Genomic DNA, 17,894 nt, shown 5'->3' with positions numbered 1-17,894 from the left:
CAAGGGGGCGCCTCGCGTCTACCCCGGCCGGCTGTCTTCTTCCGCTTCCGGCGCAGCGGCATTCCCCGCCTTCATTTGCTCGTTCGACGTCTGGCCGGTAACGCGCGGATCCAGCGCCCCCACCAGTGGCGAACTGGCCAGGCTGTCCGGCGTCGGCACATGCTTGACCGGTGCTTCGTCGACCCGGTGCAGCCCACTGACCTTCTCCGGATGCACGCGCCAGATCAGGATCAGCGCGCAGGCGGCGGCAAAGGCATAAAGCATGTTGGGTCCGAACTGGCGCATCAGCGCGCCGGCGGCCAGCGGGCCGATACAGGCACCGACCCCAAAGGTCACCAGCAACATGGCAGTCAGCGACACGCGGCGCTCGCCTTCGACATGGTCGTTGGAGAACGCCACTGCCAGCGGATAGAGGGTGAACTGCACCAGGCAGACCAGGAAGCCCATCGGCAACATGGCTTCCATCGGCAGCGACGGCAACAGCGCCAGCGGCAAGGCGGTGATCAGCAGGAGAATGGCCGAACTGCGGATCAGCAGCGCGCGGTCATAACGGTCGGACAGCCAACCCAGCGGCCATTGCACCAACAGCCCGGCGAAGATGCACACGCCCATGAACACACCGATCTGCTCGACGCTCAGCCCCTGGTCGCTGGCGTAGAGCGGCGCCAGGCCGTAGAAAGAGCCGATGACCAGCCCGGAAACCAGCACCGTGGTCAGCGATTGCGGCACCCGGCTGAGGAAGAAGCGCGGCTCCAGCGGCGCCGGGCGCAAAGGCGCGGGGTGGACCTTGTGGGTGATGGAGACCGGGATCAGCGACAGGGCGAAGCACAGCGCGATCATCATCGGCAGGTCCGGCCCCAGGCCCGGATGGACCACCAGGATCAGTTGCCCGGCGACCAGCCCAAGGTAGGACGCCACCATGTAGCCGGCGAACACCGCGCCGCGCTGGCGCGCATCGGCCTGCTCGTTGAGCCAGCTCTCGATGACCATGTACTGACACATCATGCCCAGGCCGATGAGCATGCGCAGCACCAGCCAGCCCTCCGGCCAGACGGTCAGGCCGATCCCCAGGACCGCCGCAGTGACCAGGCCGCCGCAGGCGACATAGGCTCGGATATGCCCGACTCGGGCGATCAGCCGGTGGCCGATCTTGCCGCCGAGCACCAGACCGGCGTAGTAGGCCGCCATCATGGCGCCGACCCAGAGGCCGTCGACCTTCTCCGCGGCGAGGCGCAATGCCAGGTAGGTACTCAGCAGACCGGAGCCGGTCAGCAACATCAGGGTGGCGACATACAGCGCTCGGAAGGAAGTGAAAATCCGCTGCATCGAACCTCCGGGTCCATCACGGGCGGCGCCAGGCCGCCGTACTACAGAAAACGCCCGCACAGGGCGGGCGTCGGCTACAAGGCCTAGAGACTAGAGGCTCCGACGAGGCGCGTCGAGTGCATTGACGCGGAGAAACCCTGCGGCGTCGCCATCGGCAAAGCGGCGCGCTCGATCCCGGCCATGACAGGCTGGGATCGTCCCGTCCGTCAGGCCTGGGCGGCCAGCACTCGATGCTCCCAAGGTGTGATTTCATCGAAGAAGCTGCTCAGCTCCATGGCCTTGGTCGCTGCGTAGCCATCGATGAACTCATTGCCGAACAGCCGCCGCGCCAGTTCGCTGCGCTTCAGTCGCTGCAGGGCGTCATGCAGGGTGCAGGGCAGCAAGAGCGCCTCTGGAACCTCGAACTCGCCCTGAATCGCCGCACTCGGCTCCAGGCCGTTTTCGATACCGTGCAGTCCGGCGGCCAGGCTGGCGGCGATGGCCAGATAGGGGTTGGCGTCGGCACCCGGCAGGCGGTTCTCCACCCGCCGCGCCACGGGCGGGCTGGCCGGAATGCGCAGGCCGGCGGCGCGGTTGTCGTAGGACCAGCAGGCATTGTTCGGCGAAGCGTAGGGGTGGCAGAGACGCTGGAAGGAGTTGACGTTGGGTGCGAACAGCAGGGTGAAGTCCGCCAGGCACGCCTGCAAACCACCGATGAAGTGACGGAAAACCGCCGTGGCTTCACCGGCGGCGTCGCTGAAGATATTGCGCCCGGCGCTATCGACCACGCTCTGGTGGATATGCATCGAACTGCCCGGCGTTCTGGCCAGCGGCTTGGCCATGCACACCACGATCAAGCCGTGCTTGAGCGCGACCTCCTTGAGCAGATGTTTGAACAGGAAGGTCTGGTCGGCCAGCACCAGCGGGTCGCCATGCAGGAAATTGATCTCGAACTGGCTGGTGCCCATCTCGTGCATGAAGGTGTCGCGCTCCAGGCCCACCGCGGCCATGCAGCGGTAAACCTCCTCGAAGAACGGGCGCAGGCCATTGTTGGACGACACGCTGAACGCCGAATAGCCCAACTCGCGGCGGCCATCCGGCCCCAGCGGCGCGAGGAAGGGCTCGGTCGGATCGGGATTGGGCGCGAAGACGAAGAACTCCAGCTCGGTGGCAACCACCGGGCTCCAGCCATGCTCGGCATAGCGCGCCGCCACCTGCTTGAGCAGACCGCGGCTGGACAACCCGGAGGGCTTGCCGTCGAGTTCCAGCGCATCGCAGATGGCCAGGGCTCGGGGCGTATCGCTCCAGGGCAGGCGGTGCACCTGGCTCGGCTCGGCGACCAGGGCCAGGTCGCCATCATCGCTACCGTAGAAGCGCGCCGGGGGATAGCCACCCATGATGCATTGCAGCAGCACGCCACGGGCCAACTGCAACCGCCGCCCGGAGAGGAATCCCTCGCCGGTCATAACCTTGCCGCGCGGCACCCCGTTGAGGTCGGGGGTGACGCATTCGATTTCTTCGACTCCAGCCAGGCGCTCGGCGAGCGGGCTGCGTCCTTCGCTAGTCATGACGTCTTATCCTTGTAATGCGTAGCCAGTACAGGCTGGCGGCCCGTACAAAATACGCACCAAGTGTTCGATATTTCAAGCACTCGAAGTCGGACGCGTCCTACTCTCCAGCACCTTGTCTCAGGCGTCGTTGCGCTTGCGGAAAGCCCAGCGCCAGGCCAGCAGAGTGAAGCTCGCCACCAGCGCCACCAGCACCCAGAAGCCATGCGGGTCGCCGGCCAGCGGAATGCCGCCGACGTTCATGCCGAAGAAGCCGGCGACTATGTTGATCGGCAGCGCCAGCACGGTGACCACCGTCAGGGTGAACAGGGTGCGGTTGCTCTGCTCGTTGAGCACCGCGGCGATCTCTTCCTGCAGCAGCTTGATGCGTTCGCCCAGGGCGGTGAGGTCGTTGATCACCAGGGAAAACTCCTCGGTGGCCTCGCGCAGGTCGCGCACGTCCTCCTCCTGCAACCAATCCGGCGGACGATTGAGCAGGCGCAGCAGCGAGCCGGGCTCCAGCGCCAGCAGACGCTGCAAACGCACCAGCACGCGGCGCATGGCGCCGAGGTCGGCACGGTTGTCGGAGAGATTCTGCGACAACAGGCGGTCTTCGATGCCGTCCACGCTCATGCTGGTCTCGCGGACGATCTGGGTGAGGATGTCGCCCTGGTCGCGCAGCAGGTGCACCAGCAGCTCCAGCGGCGAGCGGAAGCGCTCGCCGTGCTTGACCGAGGAGCGCAGGCGGTCCACCGAGCGCAGCGGTTGCATGCGCGCGGTGACCAGCAGACGGCCACGGGCACAGACCCAGAGCGTGGCGATGTCCGAGGAAACCAAGCCGAAGTTGAAGACCACATCGTTGACCACCGCCAGCAGCGCCGCGTCGACGTGTTCGATGCGCGTCGAGCGGGAGCCCTCGCGCAGGGTCTCGAAAAAGCTCTCCGGCAGGTCCAGGTGCGCCTTCATCCAGCGTTCGCAGGCGGCGTTGGCCAGGTTCAGGTGCACCCAGAGGAAGTCCTCGCCCTCCCCCGGCTGCGTCAACCAGCGCACCGCGGCGGCAGAGTCGATCTGCTCGCCGCGCTCGCCGGGCCGGAAACGGAAACCGTAGAGCAACCCGAACAGGTCGGGGTCCCTCTGGTCCTGGACAATGCGTGGGTTCATGCGCGCTCGCTGGCTGACTGCGCCCTGGGCCGGGCCGGCGGCCTACCTCTTAGCAGAGCGGTATGAAGGTCCGGTGACAGTCCGATGACTACCCCTTCAGCCCAGCAGGCCGGCGATGGTCTGCTCGCCCAGCGCCGGCCCGACGCTCATGCCCACCCCGGTATGCATCAGCACCGCGGTGATGCCCTCGGCGACCGGCAGCCGCGAGAACGGCGCCGGGCCGCGCGCGCCGTAGACGCCCTGCCAGCGCTCCAGCACCTCGACGCGCATGCCCAGGGTGTCTTCGGCCAGGTCGAGCATCAGCCGGTCCACCGCTTCGGCGTTGAACGGCGAGGCATCGCCGCCGTAATCGTGGGAGTCGCCGATGATCAGCTCGCCATGGGGCGTCGGGCTGATCAGCAGATGGATGCCATGGCGCTCCAGAGCCGGTGCCTCACGCCGAATCTGCTGGCGAATCGCCTCGGCTTGCGGCAGGTCGGCGAAGGCGCCGTAGTGCACGCAGCTCAGCCCGGTGAGCACGGCATGGCTCAGGCCCAGGTCGCGCTCGGGGCGGGCGCGCAGCATCTGCAAACGGCACACCTGCGGCTGCAGCGCGGCGAACGACTCGGCGAGCAGGGTCTGGTAGTCGTGGCCGGCGCAGACGACGATCTGCCCGGCACGGAACACCCCGGCGGTGGTGCGCAGCAGGCCGGGTTCGATGTCGCGGACCAGGGTGGAGAACTGGAAGACCACGCCCAGCTCGCGGCGCAGCCAGTCGATCAGCGCCGGCAGCGCCTCGCGGGAATACAACTGCTGATCGTCGAGACTGTGCAGGGCCGCGCGATGGCGGCTGAAGGCGCCGCCGTAAAGATCGTCCAGGGCTTGGCCGCGAAGCAGTTCAGCGCGATAGCCGTGCTCCTTGACGCGGCCGCCGCAGAAGGCTTCCAGCAGCGCCTCCTCGGCTTCGTTGCGGGCGAACAGCAGGGAGCCGTTACGGCGGATCGAGAATCCGGCGCGCTGCGCCCACTCGGCCCAGAGCGGCCGGGCCTGCCGCGCCAGTTCCAGCATCGGCCCCGGCGGCTGGCCGCCGACCAGGGCCTGGCCGAAATTGCGCAGCGACGCGCCGAGTGGCGTGGCGGTGCGCTCGAAGACGCGCACGCGCAGGCCACGACGGGCCGCTGCATAAGCGTGGGACAGGCCGAGGATGCCGGCGCCGACGATGGCGATGTCGCAGTGTTGCTGGGGCATTTCGATGATCCTTGCATCAGTGGGCCCGCCCCGCCAGGAGCGGGCCCTGGGGCTTACGCTTACTGCTGGGCGACCTTCTCCGACTTGCCGTCGTAGCGCTTGCGCCACTCGCTCAGGATGGCGTCGCGGTTCTTCGAGGCCCAGGCGAAGTCGTTCTTGATCAGGCGCTGCTCGTAGTCCGCCGGCAACTCGGTCTGCGGCTTGGCGATGCCCGGCTGGGCCAGCACGGCGAAGTTGTCCTTGTACAGCGCCATGGCCGCCGGGCTGGCGGAGAAGTCGGCGAGCTTGCGCGCCGCCTCCAGGTGCTGGGTGCCCTTGATGATGCCGCTGGCTTCGATCTCCCAGCCCAGGCCCTCCTTGGGCAGCACGATCTCCAGCGGCGCGCCCTGGCGCTTGAGTTGCACGGCCGGGTATTCGAAGGAGATGCCGATCGGGAACTCACCGGCGGCGGCCAGCTTGCACGGCTTGGAACCGGAGTGGACGTACTGGCCGATGTTCTCGTGCAGGGCGTCCATGTAGGCCCAGCCCTGCTTCTCGCCGAAGGTCTGCAGCCAGGCGGAAACGTCGAGGAAGCCGGTGCCGGAAGAGGCCGGGTTGGGCATGACGATCTTGCCCTTGTACTCGGGCTTGGTCAGGTCCTGCCAACTGATCGGCTTCTCCAGTCCCTGCTTCTGCGCTTCCACGCTGTTGAAGCAGATGGTCGCGGCCCACACGTCCATGCCGACCCAGGCCGGCGGGTTGGCCGGGTCGCGGTAGTTCTTGCCGATCGCGCTCAGGTCCTTGGGCGCGTAGGCGTCGAGCATGCCCTGCTGGTCGAGGATCGCCAGGCTGGAGGCGGCCAGGCCCCAGACCACATCGGCCTGCGGACGGTCCTTCTCGGCCAGCAGCTTGGCGGTGACGACGCCGGTGGAGTCGCGCACCCACTTGATCTCGATGTCCGGGTTCTGCTTCTCGAAGGCCTGCTTGTAGGCAGTCAACTGTTCCGGTTCGAGGGCGGTGTACACGGTCAGTTCGGTGGCGGCGCTGGCCTGCAAGCTGATCCCGGCGAGCACGGCGGCGGTGAGGACGAGGCGTTTGAACATGGAGCGCTCCTTCTGTTTTATTGGGCCCCGCGTCAACGGGGGTGGCGGTCAGTGCAGCGAAAAGGCGGGCAACGGCTCAGCGCTCGACCCGGCGCCAGGCCTGGGAACGGCGCAGCAGGCCGCGCGAGGCCAGGGCCAGGAGTAGCGAGACGGCGGCGGAGGTCAGCAGGATCAGCGTCGACATGGCGGCGGCGCCGCCGACGTTGCCGGCGTCGTCCATGTTCAGCACGGCGACCGCGGCGAGAATGCTGTCCGGGCTGTAGAGAAAGATCGCCGCCGACACCGTGGTCATCGCCGAGACGAACAGGTAGCGGGTGATGTCCAGCAGCGCCGGCAGGCAGATCGGCAGGGTCACCTTCAGGTAGTGGCGCCACAGCGGCATCTTCAGCGACAGCGCGGCGGCCTCGAATTCGCCGTCGAGCTGGCGCAGCGCGGTGGTCGCGGTCATCTGCGCGGTGGTCAGGTAGTGGGCGATGGTGCACACCACCAGCAGGGTCATGCTGCCGTAGAACACATGCAGCGGGTTGCCCGGCAGGTTGAAGAAGAATACGTAGCCCAGCCCCAGGACCAGGCCCGGCACCGCCATGGGCACGAAGCTGAGCATGCGCAGCAACGGGTTCAGCCAGGCCTGCTCGCGGGTCTTCTCGATCAGGTAGGCGCCGCTGAAGATCAGCAGGCCGCCGAACAGCGCAGTGCAGCAGGCCAGCGTCAGGCTGTTGCGATAGGCCAGCCAGCCGCCGCCAGCGGTTTCCTCGAAGGCGTAGTGACGCAGCGACAGCGACAGGTTGTACGGCCAGAACTGCACCAGCGAGGAATACACCGCCATGCCCAGCACCAGCAGGATCACCGCGCTGAGCGCCAGGACCACGGCGAGGAAGGCGGCGTCACGGCCGCGCGCCGGCTGCGGCTGGAAGACCTGGGCGCGGCCGCTCATGGCATCGCCCTGGCGGCGGCGCAGCCAGGCGTCGACGGCGAAGCTGAACAGCGCCGGCAGCAGCAGGAGCATGCCGATCTGCGCGCCGCGGCCGAACTGCTGCTGGCCGACCACCGCTTTGTAGGCTTCCAGCGCCAGCACTTGGTAGTCGCCACCGACCACCACGGGCACACCGAAGTCGGTGATGGTCAGGGTGAAAACCAGGCAGATGGCGGCGAACACGCCCTGCCGCGAAGCCGGCCAGGTGATGCTGCGGAAGGCTTTCCAGGGTCCGGCGCCCATGCTCGACGCGGCGTCGAACAGTCGCGCATCGGCCAGCGACAGGGCCGAGAGCAGGATCATCAGGGCATGCGGGAAGGTGTAGATGGCCTCGCCGAGGACGATGCCCCAGAAGCCGTAGATGTTGTCCGCCACCCAGGCGCGCAGCAGGCCCTGGTTGCCGAACAGATAGATCAGGGCGATGCCCGGGAGCATCGACGGCGCCAGCAGCGGCAACAGCGAGATGCCACGCCACAGGCCCTTGGCCGGGATCAGCGTGCGTTGCAGGGCGTAGGCGAAGGCGTAGGCCAGCGGCACCACCAGGGCGGCGACGCTCAGCGAGACCTTCAGGCTATTGCCCAGCAGCCAGTGGAAGTTGCCGCTGGCGAGCAGTTCGGCCATGGCCGCCAGGCCACCGCCCTGCCCCTGCGCGCCGCTGAAGCCGCGCCAGAAGATCGCCAGCAACGGCAACAGCACGGCCAGGGTCAGCAGGGCCAGGAGCAGGAACTTGCCGCCGACGATGAACAGGCGGTCGCCCATGCCGCCCCGCAGCGCGCCGACGGCCAAGCTCGGTTCGAGTTTCACCACAGCCTCCATCTCAGGCGAACACCTGCAGGTTCTGCGGCGGCAGCGACACCCAGATGTCGGCGCTGCCCAGGCGCGGCATCTGCTCGGGGGCCAGTTCGGCGAGCAGCGCGTGGCCAGGCAGTTCGTTGAGTTCGAAGCGCATGCGGCAGCGGTTGCCGAGGAAGGTGATCTCGCGGACCTGGGCGCGGAACAGGTTGTCCTGCTGCACCACCGGGTTGATGCCGATCGCCTCCGGGCGGCAGAACAAGCGGCCGCGTGAGGCGTTGGCGCGCTCGCCATGCAACCGCAGGCTCAAGCCGCCGACCCGCGCCAGGCCATCGGCGCCGCGCTCGAAGGGCAGCCAGTTGCCCTGGCCGACGAACTCGGCGACGAAAGGCGTGGCCGGGGCGCGGTAGATGTCCTGGGCGCTGCCGTACTGCTCGAGCTTGCCGTGGTTCATCACCGCGATGCGGTCGGCCATGAGCATGGCCTCGTCCTGGTTGTGGGTGACCATCAGGGTGGTGATGCCCAGGCGCTTCTGCAGCGCCCGCAGTTCGCCGCACAGGTGCTCGCGGACGCGCGCGTCGAGCGCCGACATCGGCTCGTCGAGGAGCAACAGCGACGGCGCCGGGGCCAGCGCGCGGGCCATGGCCACGCGTTGCTGCTGACCGCCGGAGAGCTGGCCGGGGTACTTCTTCTCACTGCCGGCCAGGCCGACCAGGTCGAGCATCTCCGCCACGCGGCGGCGCGCCTCGTCGCGGCTGGCGGCGGTCAGGCCATAGGCGATGTTCTGTGCCACCGTGAGGTTGGGGAACAGCGCGTAGGACTGGAACAGGATGCCGTAGTCGCGCGCCTGCGGCGGCAGGCCGGAGACGTCGCGCGCGCCGAGATGGATGATCCCGCGATCCTGCCGCTCCAGCCCGGCGATGCAGCGCAGCAGCGTGGTCTTGCCGCAACCGGAGGGGCCGAGCAGGCAGACCAGCTCGCCGGCATCGACCGCCAGGGAGACACCGTCGAGGGCGGCGAACTGGCCGAAGCGCTTGTGCATGTCCTGCACCCGCAACGGGGTGCCGAGAACGGCGGAATCGTGCATGACGGACCCTCTGGACGCTGGCCCGCGGCGACGCCACGGGACTCGATGAGGGTCATGCTAGGGACGGATTGCGAAGGCTCTGTGGCGGCGAGGCCAAGTGTACCGATAGAGGTATTGGCGGATTTGGGTTACTGGCCTGTGCCAGGGACCCATCGCGCGCGCCTGCGCTGGGCGCTGCGCGAAGCGGGAGCATCGATGGCTATCGCTGCGCTCCACGCCATCCTACGGGGACGAACTCGACGCCAGCCCCTCGGCGGTTTCCCGCGCCAGGCCCAGGAAGGCGCTGGTCAGGCGCGCCTGGCGGCGCTCCTTGAGGCAGAACAGGTATTCGTCGATCAGCGGTGCGCCTTGCAGCTCCAGCACGCGCAACTCGGGGTTATCCGGGACTTCCTGGCGGGAGATGATGCTCACCCCCAGGTTGCGGATCACCGCCTCGCGAATCGACTCGCGGCTGCCGATCTCCAGCATCGAGGCCGGGGCCACCCCGGCTTCGCGGAGCATGCCCTCGGTCAGCTCGCGGGTGGTGGAACCGACTTCGCGCATCAGCAGGCAGTGATTGCGCAGCTCGACCAAGGCCACCGAGCGGCGGGCGGCCAGCGGATGGCTGCGATGTACCGCCAGCACCAGCGGATCGCGGCCGAGCACCAGGTGCGTGAGCCGGGCGTCCTCCACTGGCTGTGACGACGCGGCCAGGTCCACGCGGCATTCGTAGAGAGCCTCCAGCACCTGCTGCGAGTTGCCGATCTCCACCGACACCTCGATCTGCGGATAGCGCTCGCGGAAATCCTTGATCAGGCCCAGCACGTAGTACGGCGACGTCGCGCCGATGCGCAGGGTGCCCTGCATCTGCCCGCAATTGCGCAGGAAGAATTCGATGTCGGCCTCCTGCTGCAACAGCGCCTTGGCCATGGGCAACAGGCGAGCGCCCTCGTCGCTCAGGGTCAGGCGACGGCCACCACGGTAGAACAGCTCGACTGCATACTGGCCCTCCAGGTTGCGGATCTGCGTGGTCACCGTCGGCTGGCTGAGGCCGAGCTTCTTCGCCGCCTGGGTGATGCTGCCCAGGCGGGCGACCATGTAAAAGGCCTTGAGTTCGGCACTCAGCATTGGCGCGCGCACTCCGACAAAATGCTCATGACTCCCCCGGGCGCCGCAGGTCTGGCGTCAAACCTTTGAATTCAAGACGTTATCGTTCGACCGAAGCCGTGCAAAACGGTCAATATGGCTGACTTGAATCAGCGAAGCGTCAAATCCGGCTGGACAGTCCCCAGCGCGACGACTTTCATACGCAGCAGACCGGTTCTTACATCGCGGTCTGACATTCACATCGTGGCCAGATCGAAGGAGTCGACATGTCTTACACGGTGATGATGGTCTTCGGCACGCGCCCCGAAGCCATCAAGATGGCTCCTCTTGCGCGCGTTCTGAAGACCCTGCCGGCACTCGAACTGCATATCTGCTCGACCGGTCAACATCGCGAGATGCTACAGCAAGTTCTGAAGTCCTTCGAGTTGGAGGTCGATGAGGACCTCGACGCCATGACCGAGAACCAGACCCTCAACGGTCTGTCGCAGCAACTGCTGGGCAAGCTCGACGACGCCTATGCGCGTTTGCAGCCGGACCTGGTGCTGGTGCACGGCGATACCACGACCAGCTTCATCGCGGCCCTCGCCGCTTTCCATCGCAAGATTCCCGTCGGCCACGTCGAGGCCGGTCTGCGGACCGGCAACCTCCAGCAGCCGTGGCCGGAAGAGGCCAACCGACGGCTCACCGCGGTGCTCGCCGAGCTGCACTTCCCGCCGACCAAGAAGGCCCGCGACAACCTGCTGCGCGAAGGGGTCTCGATCGACCAGATCGAAGTCACCGGCAACACCGTCATCGACGCCCTGCTGTGGATGCGCGACCACCTGCAGCAAACCGGCTGGCAGCCGGCGCCCGACTCGCCCCTCGCCAACCTCGACCCGAACCGGCGGCTGGTGCTGATCACCGGTCACCGCCGGGAAAACTTCGGCCTGGGTTTCCAGCATATCTGCGAGGCCCTGGCGGAACTGGCGCAGCGTTACCCGGACGTGCAGTTCGTCTACCCGGTGCACCTCAACCCGCAAGTGCAGAAGGCGGTCTACGGGCTGCTCTCGGACAAGCCGAACATTCACCTGATCGCGCCCCTGGACTACCAGCACTTCGTCTGGCTGATGGACCGCGCCTACCTGATCCTCACCGACTCCGGCGGTATCCAGGAAGAAGCGCCGGCCCTGGGCAAACCCCTGCTGGTGCTGCGCAAGGTCACCGAGCGCCCCTCGGTGCTCGAAGGCGGCACCGTGCTGCTGGTCGGGACCCGGCCGCAGCGCATCATCGCCGAGACCAGCACGCTGCTCGACGACGCCGAGACCTACCGACAGATGAGCAAAGTCTTCAGTCCCTATGGCGACGGACATGCCAGCGAACGCATCAGCGCCCGCCTGCTGGCCTGGTTGGATGAGCGGAAAGCGAGAGATGCCTGATGAGTCTGCTGCTGGTCGACGCCCTTGCGTACGTCCTGTTCGGCCTGAAGATCCTGGCGATCGTTCTGGCCATCCTGATGTTCCTGCTCGGCCTCGATGACCTGTTCATCGACCTGGTCTACTGGAGCCGCCGGCTGATTCGCCGATTGAGCATCTACAGCCGCTTCGAACGGGCCGACGAAGAGCGCCTGTTCGAAGCGGCGGAGAAGCCTCTGGCGATCATGGTGCCGGCCTGGAACGAAGTCGGCGTGGTCGGCGAAATGGCACGCCTGGCCGCGTCCACCCTGGATTACGAGAACTACCAGATCTTCGTCGGCACCTACCCCAACGATCCACAGACCCAGGCCGACGTCGATGCGGTCTGCCGGCACTTCCCCAATGTGCACAAAGTGGTCTGCGCGCGCCCCGGGCCGACCAGCAAGGCCGACTGCCTGAACAACATCATCGACGCCATCCTGCGCTTCGAGGCCGATGCCCGGGTGCAGTTCGCCGGCTTCATCCTGCATGACGCCGAAGACGTCATCTCGCCCATGGAACTGCGCCTGTTCAACTACCTGCTGCCGAACAAGGACATGATCCAGATCCCGGTCTACCCCTTCGCCCCGGCGTGGAAGGGCTTCACCGCCGGGCACTACGTCGACGAATTCGCCGAGAACCACGGCAAGGACGTCATCGTCCGCGAAGCGCTGACCGGCCAGGTGCCCAGCGCCGGGGTCGGCACCTGCTTCAGCCGCAAGGCCATCGCCTCGCTGCTGGAAGACGGCGACGGCATCGCCTTCGACGTGCAGAGCCTGACCGAGGACTACGACATCGGCTTCCGCCTCAAGCGCAAGGGCATGAAATGCATCTTCGCGCGCTACTCGGTGGACGATCCCAAGCTGGCCCTGGTGCGCCGCCGCAAACTCGGCATGAACCGCCGCTTCGCCCAGGTCATCTGCGTGCGCGAGCACTTCCCGCGCGACCTGCAGCATGCGATCCGGCAGAAGTCGCGCTGGATCACCGGGATCGTCTTCCAGGGCACGCGCAACCTCGGCTGGAGCAGCAAGGCGATGCTCAATTACTTCCTCTGGCGCGACCGCCGGGGAATGATCGCCTACCTGCTGAGTTTCCTGGTCAACCTGCTGTTCCTGGTACTGATCGGCATGTGGCTGATCAGCGTGCTGGCGCCCGATGCCTGGCACTTTCCGTCGCTGCTCGGCAACAGCAAGCTGCTCAGCACACTGCTCTGGCTCAATGGCCTGATGCTGCTCAACCGGCTGTTCCAGCGCGGCTGGTTCGTCACCCGCTACTACGGCATCGGCGAAGGGCTGCTGTCGGCGCCGCGGATGATGTGGAGCAACTTCGTCAACTTCTTCGCCAACCTGCGCGCCCTGCGCCAAGTCCTGGAAATGGGCGACTCGCGGCGCGTCGCCTGGGACAAGACCACCCACGAATTCCCTGCCCTGGCCAGCCCGCAACGCACCGCGCTGGGCCAGCAACTGGTCGCCCAGGGGCTGATCAGCGAGGCGCAACTGGAAGCCGCGGCGACCAACCCGGTGCGCCGGCGCCTCGGCCGCGAGCTGCTGCTGCGCGGGCACATCGATAGCACGCAACTGCTCCAGGCCCTCGCCGAGCAGCTCGACGAGCCCTGGGCACCGCTCAATCCATTCAAGCTCGACAAAGCCCGGATTCAGGCCTTCCCGCGACACCTGGCGCTGCGCTATGCGGTGCTGCCGGTGGACGAGGACGGCCAGACCCTGATCCTGGCCAGCGAGCGCCAGGTCAGCCAGGTGTCCCTCGGCGCCATCAGCCGGCAGCTCGAGCGCCCGGTGCGCTATCGCCTGGCGCCGCAGGGGCGGGTCACCCTGGGCCTGCGCTACTGGTACGGCGGCAAGCGCCTGAACGAGGAAACCCGCACGGTGCTGGAGATACTGGAGCGCCGGCAGGACGACGACGCCCTGCTGGAGCGCATCTGCATCCGCCAGGTGCTCTTCGGCGATCTATTACAGGTACGCGGCATCCTTCCCTCGGCGCTGTTCAACCAGGCGCTGATCGACTTCGACCCGGAACGGCAATCCCTCGGCCAACACCTGTTGGAGCGCGGCATGATCGACCAGACAGTGCTCGACGATGCGCTGCGCCAGCAAGCCGCCGAACAGCACGAGTCCTACCTGCTCGCCAAGGAGGCCGAATGAACCTGCAACGCAGCGCCCTGTGCGGCGCCCTGCTGCTGGCCATGGGCTTACCGCTGGCTGCGCAGCCGCTCAGCGATTTCGAAACATTCCGCAGCTACCCGTACCTGGACCGCGCCTATCGCGAGGCGCGCCAGGACAACTGGGCGGAAGTCGAACGACTGATGCGTCATTTGCTGATCAGCGTTCCGCACAACCAGGAAGCCCGTACCCTGCTGGTGCAGGCCCTGGCCAAGCAGCGCCACTATGCCGATGCCGAGCGCGAGGCCCGCGCCCAGGACGACAGCGTTGAACAGCGGCGCGCCCTGCTGGAGCTGCGCCTGGACTGGATCGAGCAGGACCCGCCGGCCCCTCGGCAGGTGGAAGACTGGATGGCCCACAGCGACGCCAACCAGCGCGTGCGCCTCTGGCAGGCCTACAGCCTGAGGCTGGCCAAGACCGCTGGCCCGGCCGGCGCGCTGCAATGGCTCAGCCAACTGCCGCCCGACGGCGACGACCGCGTATTGCGCGAAGCGCGCGCCAACTGGGCCGAGCAATTGCGTGACTGGGACAGCACCATCGACCAGCTCGCGCCGTTGGCGGCCAGCCGGCAGCTTTCCGCCGAAGACTGGCAACGACTGGCCAACGCCTATGCCCAACGCCTTGACGAAGCCCCACTGCAAGCCCTGCTCGGGCAGGCACCCAGCCCCGCCGCGGCGCGCCAGGCCCGCCTGGCCCTGGCCGAACGCGCCATCGCCAGCGGCGACCAGCACATGGCCCTGCGCTGGCTACAGTCATTGCCGGCCGCCGACCAGGCCGAGCCGGCGCAGCGCCAGCGGCTATGGGAGCTGGCCAGGCAGAGCGACGACAGCGTCCTGACGCAACGCCTGAGCAACGAACTGCAACGACCCTGCCTGGAAACCGTCGACTGGCTGTCCAGCCGCGATCACCAGGCCGCCGTGCAGCAACTGCGTCAATGCCGCCCCGAGGAAAATCCCCAGGCCTGGCTGGTCCTGGCCCAGCGCCTGCAGGCCAGCGACCTGCTGAGCAGCACGCGCCTGGCCGAACCCTGGGACAGCGCCCGCCGCGAGCGCCTGGTCGAAGCCTGGCTGGCCGAAGGCAAGAGCGCCCAGGCCCAGGCCTGGCTCGCCAGCCAGGCGCAAACACCGGCCGTGCTGCGCAAGCGCGCCGAACTGCTCCAGGCCAGCGGGCGCAAAGCCGAGGCCGCCGACCTCTGGGAACGCTTCTATCGCCAGACCGGCGATCTGCGAGCTTTGGACCAGGCCAGCTACCTGGCCCTGGAGAGTGGCCGCGAAGCCCACGCCCGCGAACTGCTGGAACAGGCCTTCGACCGCCACCCGGGCACGCTTCCCGCCCCCCTTCTGCAACGCCTGGCCGATCTCTATACCCGCGAAGGCGCGCCACTGGAGGTCGCGCGCCTGCAACGCCTGCTGGCCCGCGCGGACGCGAACAGCCGTGGCCAACTGCTGGCCCGCCTCGCCGAGTCCGGGCATTGCGACATCGTCCAGCGACAGGTCGGCGATGGGCCTGACAGCGCCGGCGAACTGCGCGCCCTGGGACGCTGCGCCATGCCCAGCCACCCCGGCAGCGCGGTGGTCTACTACCAGGCGGCGCTGGCCAAGGGCGACCAGGCCAGCGCCCTGCCCCTGGCTTATGCCCTGGACGCCGCCGGCGACCCCGACGGGGCGCTACGCATCTGGCGCAGCGTGCCGGACCAGCAGTTGGACCGTCCGGCCCGCCTGACCGCGGCACGCGATGCCCTGGCGGCCGGCGACAATCCAGGTGCCGAGCATTTCTGGCAGTCCGCCGAACGCCAGTCCGCCGATGACTGGCAACTCGGCGCCAGCATCGCCGCCGCGCGCCAGGACTTCACCGAAGCCCTGCGCCGGCAACGCGAAGCGCTGCGACACGACCCGGGCGCGCAACACTTCTATGCCGCCGCGGGCACCGCGCAGAGCGCCGGAGACAGCGCACAGAGCAGCGCCTGGCTGGCCGAAGCGCTACGCCGCGAGCCAGACAATCCGCGCTATCGCGCCGACTACGGCATGCGCCTGGCCGGGGCGGACAGCCCGGCGCAGCGCCGCCAAGCGATTCCCTACCTGCAGCGCGCGAGCCGGGATTACCCGGAGGACTACCGCCTGGGCGAAACCCTGGCCTGGCGCTACGACGAAATCGAAGACAGCGCCAAGGCGCGTGAGGAACTGCGCCGAGTGATCGACCTGGAGCAAGCCCCCGTGGCGGGTGACGATGAGTACGGCAGCCTGGAAGCCCGGCGTTTCCGCCAACGCCGCGCCCACCAGGTGCTATCGCAGCGCGACAACCTGACCCTGGCCAGTACCTGGTCACCGGCCGGCACCTCGACCAACGACTTCATCCGCGACGATGGCAGCAGCGGGCAGCACCGGCGCGCCGCTTCGCAGAACGTGCAGATGGCCATCTGGGACCACGCCCTGGGCGATGAGCCAACGCGCAACGGCAGCAGCCTGTCGCTCTATGGCCGCGCGCTGATGGGCAACGAAGGCCGCGATCGTTATGGACGCTTCTTCGCCACCGGCGTCGGCCTGCGCTACAAGCCCTTCGGTGCGGCCAACCTCAACCTCTACGGCGAGCTGTACCGGCAGAACAGCCTCGACGAGAACGACTTCTCCGGCCTGCACCTGCTCGACCTGCTGTCCCCGAGCCAGGTCAACCAGGCGGCACGCGACCACCGAAACGACGGACACACCGCCAACGACTTCCTCCTGCGCGCCACCGCCTCGTTCTTCGACCAGGGCGAATACCGCAACGATTGGCGCGTCGACGAAAGCCAATGGAACGAACGCTTCCTCTACCTGGATGCCGCCTGGTGGACTCACGCCGGCGACCACCAGTGGACGTCCCGTTACCAGCAGGGACACGTCTGGAAACTGCCCACGCGTTCGCCGCAGACCCTGATGCCCTATGCCTTCGGCGAATTCTCCGCACAGGACCCGAACAACCTGTGGCGCCAGGATCTGCGCAGCGGCGTCGGCCTGCGCTGGCAACTCTGGTACGGCGACGACCGCTACAACGCCTATCGCGCCAACATCAGGGTGCGCACCGAGTACCAGTTCGGCATGGCCGGCAACCTGTACGAACAGGCCAATGGCTGGTTGCTGGGAATGGAGGTGAACTTCTGATGCGCCGCCTGCTGCTGATTCTCTGTCTGCTCACCGGCTTCAGCCTCTCGCTGCACGCCGAAGAGCGACTGTTCTACCAACCGCTGAACGCCGATGGCGCGCTGAGCCAGGCGCAGTGGCGGCAACTCTGGCAGGCCAGCGCGGCGCAGGGCGTGCGCACCCTCATCGTGCAATGGAGCGCCTACGGCAACGAGCAGTTCGGCGGCCCCGGCGGCTGGCTCGCCAGCGCCCTGCGCCAGGCGCACGACAGCGGTCTGCAGATCGTCATGGGGTTGTACATGGACCCGGCCTACTACCAGCGCCTGAACGAACTGGATGGCCCCGGCCTGGAAAGCTACTGGCAATACCAACTGGGCCGCTCGCTGACCCAGCAGCGCATCCTGCGCCGCGATTGGCAGTTGCCATCGAGCGCCTGGTACCTGCCCATGGAGCTGGACGATCTGCACTTCCTCGACCCGGCCCGCCGGCAAACCCTGCAACGCCAACTGCAGGACTTCGCCCGCCAACTCGATGCGCCCCTGCAGCTCAGTGCCTTCAGCACCGGGCGTCTGGCGCCGGATGCGTACGCCGGCTGGCTGCAACAGATCGCCGGCCTCGGCGTGCACGTCTGGTGGCAGGACGGCGCCGGCACCGGCAGCCTGCCGGCCAGGGTACGTCAGGCCTACGCCAGCGCCCTGCCGTGCCGCGTCGGCATCGTCCACGAAGCCTTCCGCCAGACCAACAGCCAGGACCAGGCGTTCCGGGCCGAGCCGGCGCCTCTGCCGAGCGCCAGCGCGGACTGCCATGAACGAGCGGTGTTCGAACTGCGTTACCGTCCCTGGGCCAAGGCACTGCTGAGTACGCCACAGGGCAAGGCGGAAAAACTCGATTGACGCTTCTTCGGTCGCAAC

At 67.5% G+C, this 17,894-nt stretch carries 12 protein-coding genes; 4 read left to right on the top strand and 8 right to left on the bottom strand.

The window, feature by feature from the left end; genetic code table 11:
- Positions 1 to 18: 18 nt before the first annotated feature.
- The 8 genes from BLQ74_RS01670 to BLQ74_RS01635 form a co-directional block, all read right to left on the bottom strand.
- A complete protein-coding gene (locus BLQ74_RS01670; RefSeq protein WP_090260170.1) occupies positions 19 to 1,326 on the bottom strand; it encodes an MFS transporter in 1,308 nt (435 codons plus the stop codon).
- A 206-nt stretch (positions 1,327 to 1,532) separates the two neighbouring features.
- A complete protein-coding gene (locus BLQ74_RS01665; protein ID WP_170842762.1) occupies positions 1,533 to 2,771 on the bottom strand; it encodes a glutamine synthetase family protein in 1,239 nt (412 codons plus the stop codon).
- 222 nt (positions 2,772 to 2,993) lie between these two features.
- Positions 2,994 to 4,013, bottom strand: coding sequence for a transporter (locus tag BLQ74_RS01660; RefSeq protein WP_090260166.1), 1,020 nt, complete (start codon positions 4,011 to 4,013; stop codon positions 2,994 to 2,996).
- Between the two features lie 96 nt (positions 4,014 to 4,109).
- A complete protein-coding gene (locus BLQ74_RS01655) occupies positions 4,110 to 5,240 on the bottom strand; it encodes a TIGR03364 family FAD-dependent oxidoreductase (protein ID WP_090260164.1) in 1,131 nt (376 codons plus the stop codon).
- A gap of 59 nt (positions 5,241 to 5,299) precedes the next feature.
- A complete protein-coding gene (locus BLQ74_RS01650; protein ID WP_090260162.1) occupies positions 5,300 to 6,322 on the bottom strand; it encodes a putative 2-aminoethylphosphonate ABC transporter substrate-binding protein in 1,023 nt (340 codons plus the stop codon).
- Between the two features lie 76 nt (positions 6,323 to 6,398).
- The gene (locus tag BLQ74_RS01645; protein WP_090260160.1) at positions 6,399 to 8,111 is read right to left on the bottom strand and encodes a putative 2-aminoethylphosphonate ABC transporter permease subunit; all 1,713 of its coding nucleotides are present in this window, start codon (positions 8,109 to 8,111) and stop codon (positions 6,399 to 6,401) included.
- A 1-nt stretch (position 8,112) separates the two neighbouring features.
- On the bottom strand, positions 8,113 to 9,174 hold the full coding sequence (locus BLQ74_RS01640) for a putative 2-aminoethylphosphonate ABC transporter ATP-binding protein (RefSeq protein ID WP_090260158.1): 1,062 nt from the start codon (positions 9,172 to 9,174) through the stop codon (positions 8,113 to 8,115).
- Positions 9,175 to 9,396: 222 nt separating this feature from the next.
- The gene (locus tag BLQ74_RS01635; protein ID WP_090260156.1) at positions 9,397 to 10,281 is read right to left on the bottom strand and encodes a LysR substrate-binding domain-containing protein; all 885 of its coding nucleotides are present in this window, start codon (positions 10,279 to 10,281) and stop codon (positions 9,397 to 9,399) included.
- Positions 10,282 to 10,526: 245 nt separating this feature from the next.
- Between BLQ74_RS01635 and wecB the strand changes: the two genes are divergently transcribed.
- Genes wecB through BLQ74_RS01615 form a run of 4 tightly spaced genes read left to right on the top strand, consistent with a single transcriptional unit; the run spans position 10,527 to position 17,876 of the window.
- Complete coding sequence (wecB, locus tag BLQ74_RS01630) at positions 10,527 to 11,675, top strand: non-hydrolyzing UDP-N-acetylglucosamine 2-epimerase (protein WP_090260154.1); 1,149 nt, start codon at positions 10,527 to 10,529, stop codon at positions 11,673 to 11,675.
- Complete coding sequence (gene nfrB / locus BLQ74_RS01625) at positions 11,675 to 13,849, top strand: cyclic di-3',5'-guanylate-activated glycosyltransferase NfrB (RefSeq protein WP_090260151.1); 2,175 nt, start codon at positions 11,675 to 11,677, stop codon at positions 13,847 to 13,849. Before wecB ends, nfrB begins: the two co-directional genes overlap by 1 nt.
- The gene (locus BLQ74_RS01620) at positions 13,846 to 17,004 is read left to right on the top strand and encodes an NfrA family protein (RefSeq protein WP_090260149.1); all 3,159 of its coding nucleotides are present in this window, start codon (positions 13,846 to 13,848) and stop codon (positions 17,002 to 17,004) included. Before nfrB ends, BLQ74_RS01620 begins: the two co-directional genes overlap by 4 nt.
- Positions 17,004 to 17,876, top strand: coding sequence for a DUF4434 family protein (locus BLQ74_RS01615; RefSeq protein ID WP_090260147.1), 873 nt, complete (start codon positions 17,004 to 17,006; stop codon positions 17,874 to 17,876). The genes BLQ74_RS01620 and BLQ74_RS01615 overlap by 1 nt, the downstream gene beginning before the upstream one ends.
- Positions 17,877 to 17,894: the final 18 nt, after the last annotated feature.

This window comes from Pseudomonas panipatensis (assembly GCF_900099785.1).
GTDB lineage: Bacteria > Pseudomonadota > Gammaproteobacteria > Pseudomonadales > Pseudomonadaceae > Pseudomonas > Pseudomonas panipatensis.
The sequence above is the reverse complement of the archived record's forward strand: the minus strand, read 5'-3'. Positions and strand labels throughout refer to the sequence as shown.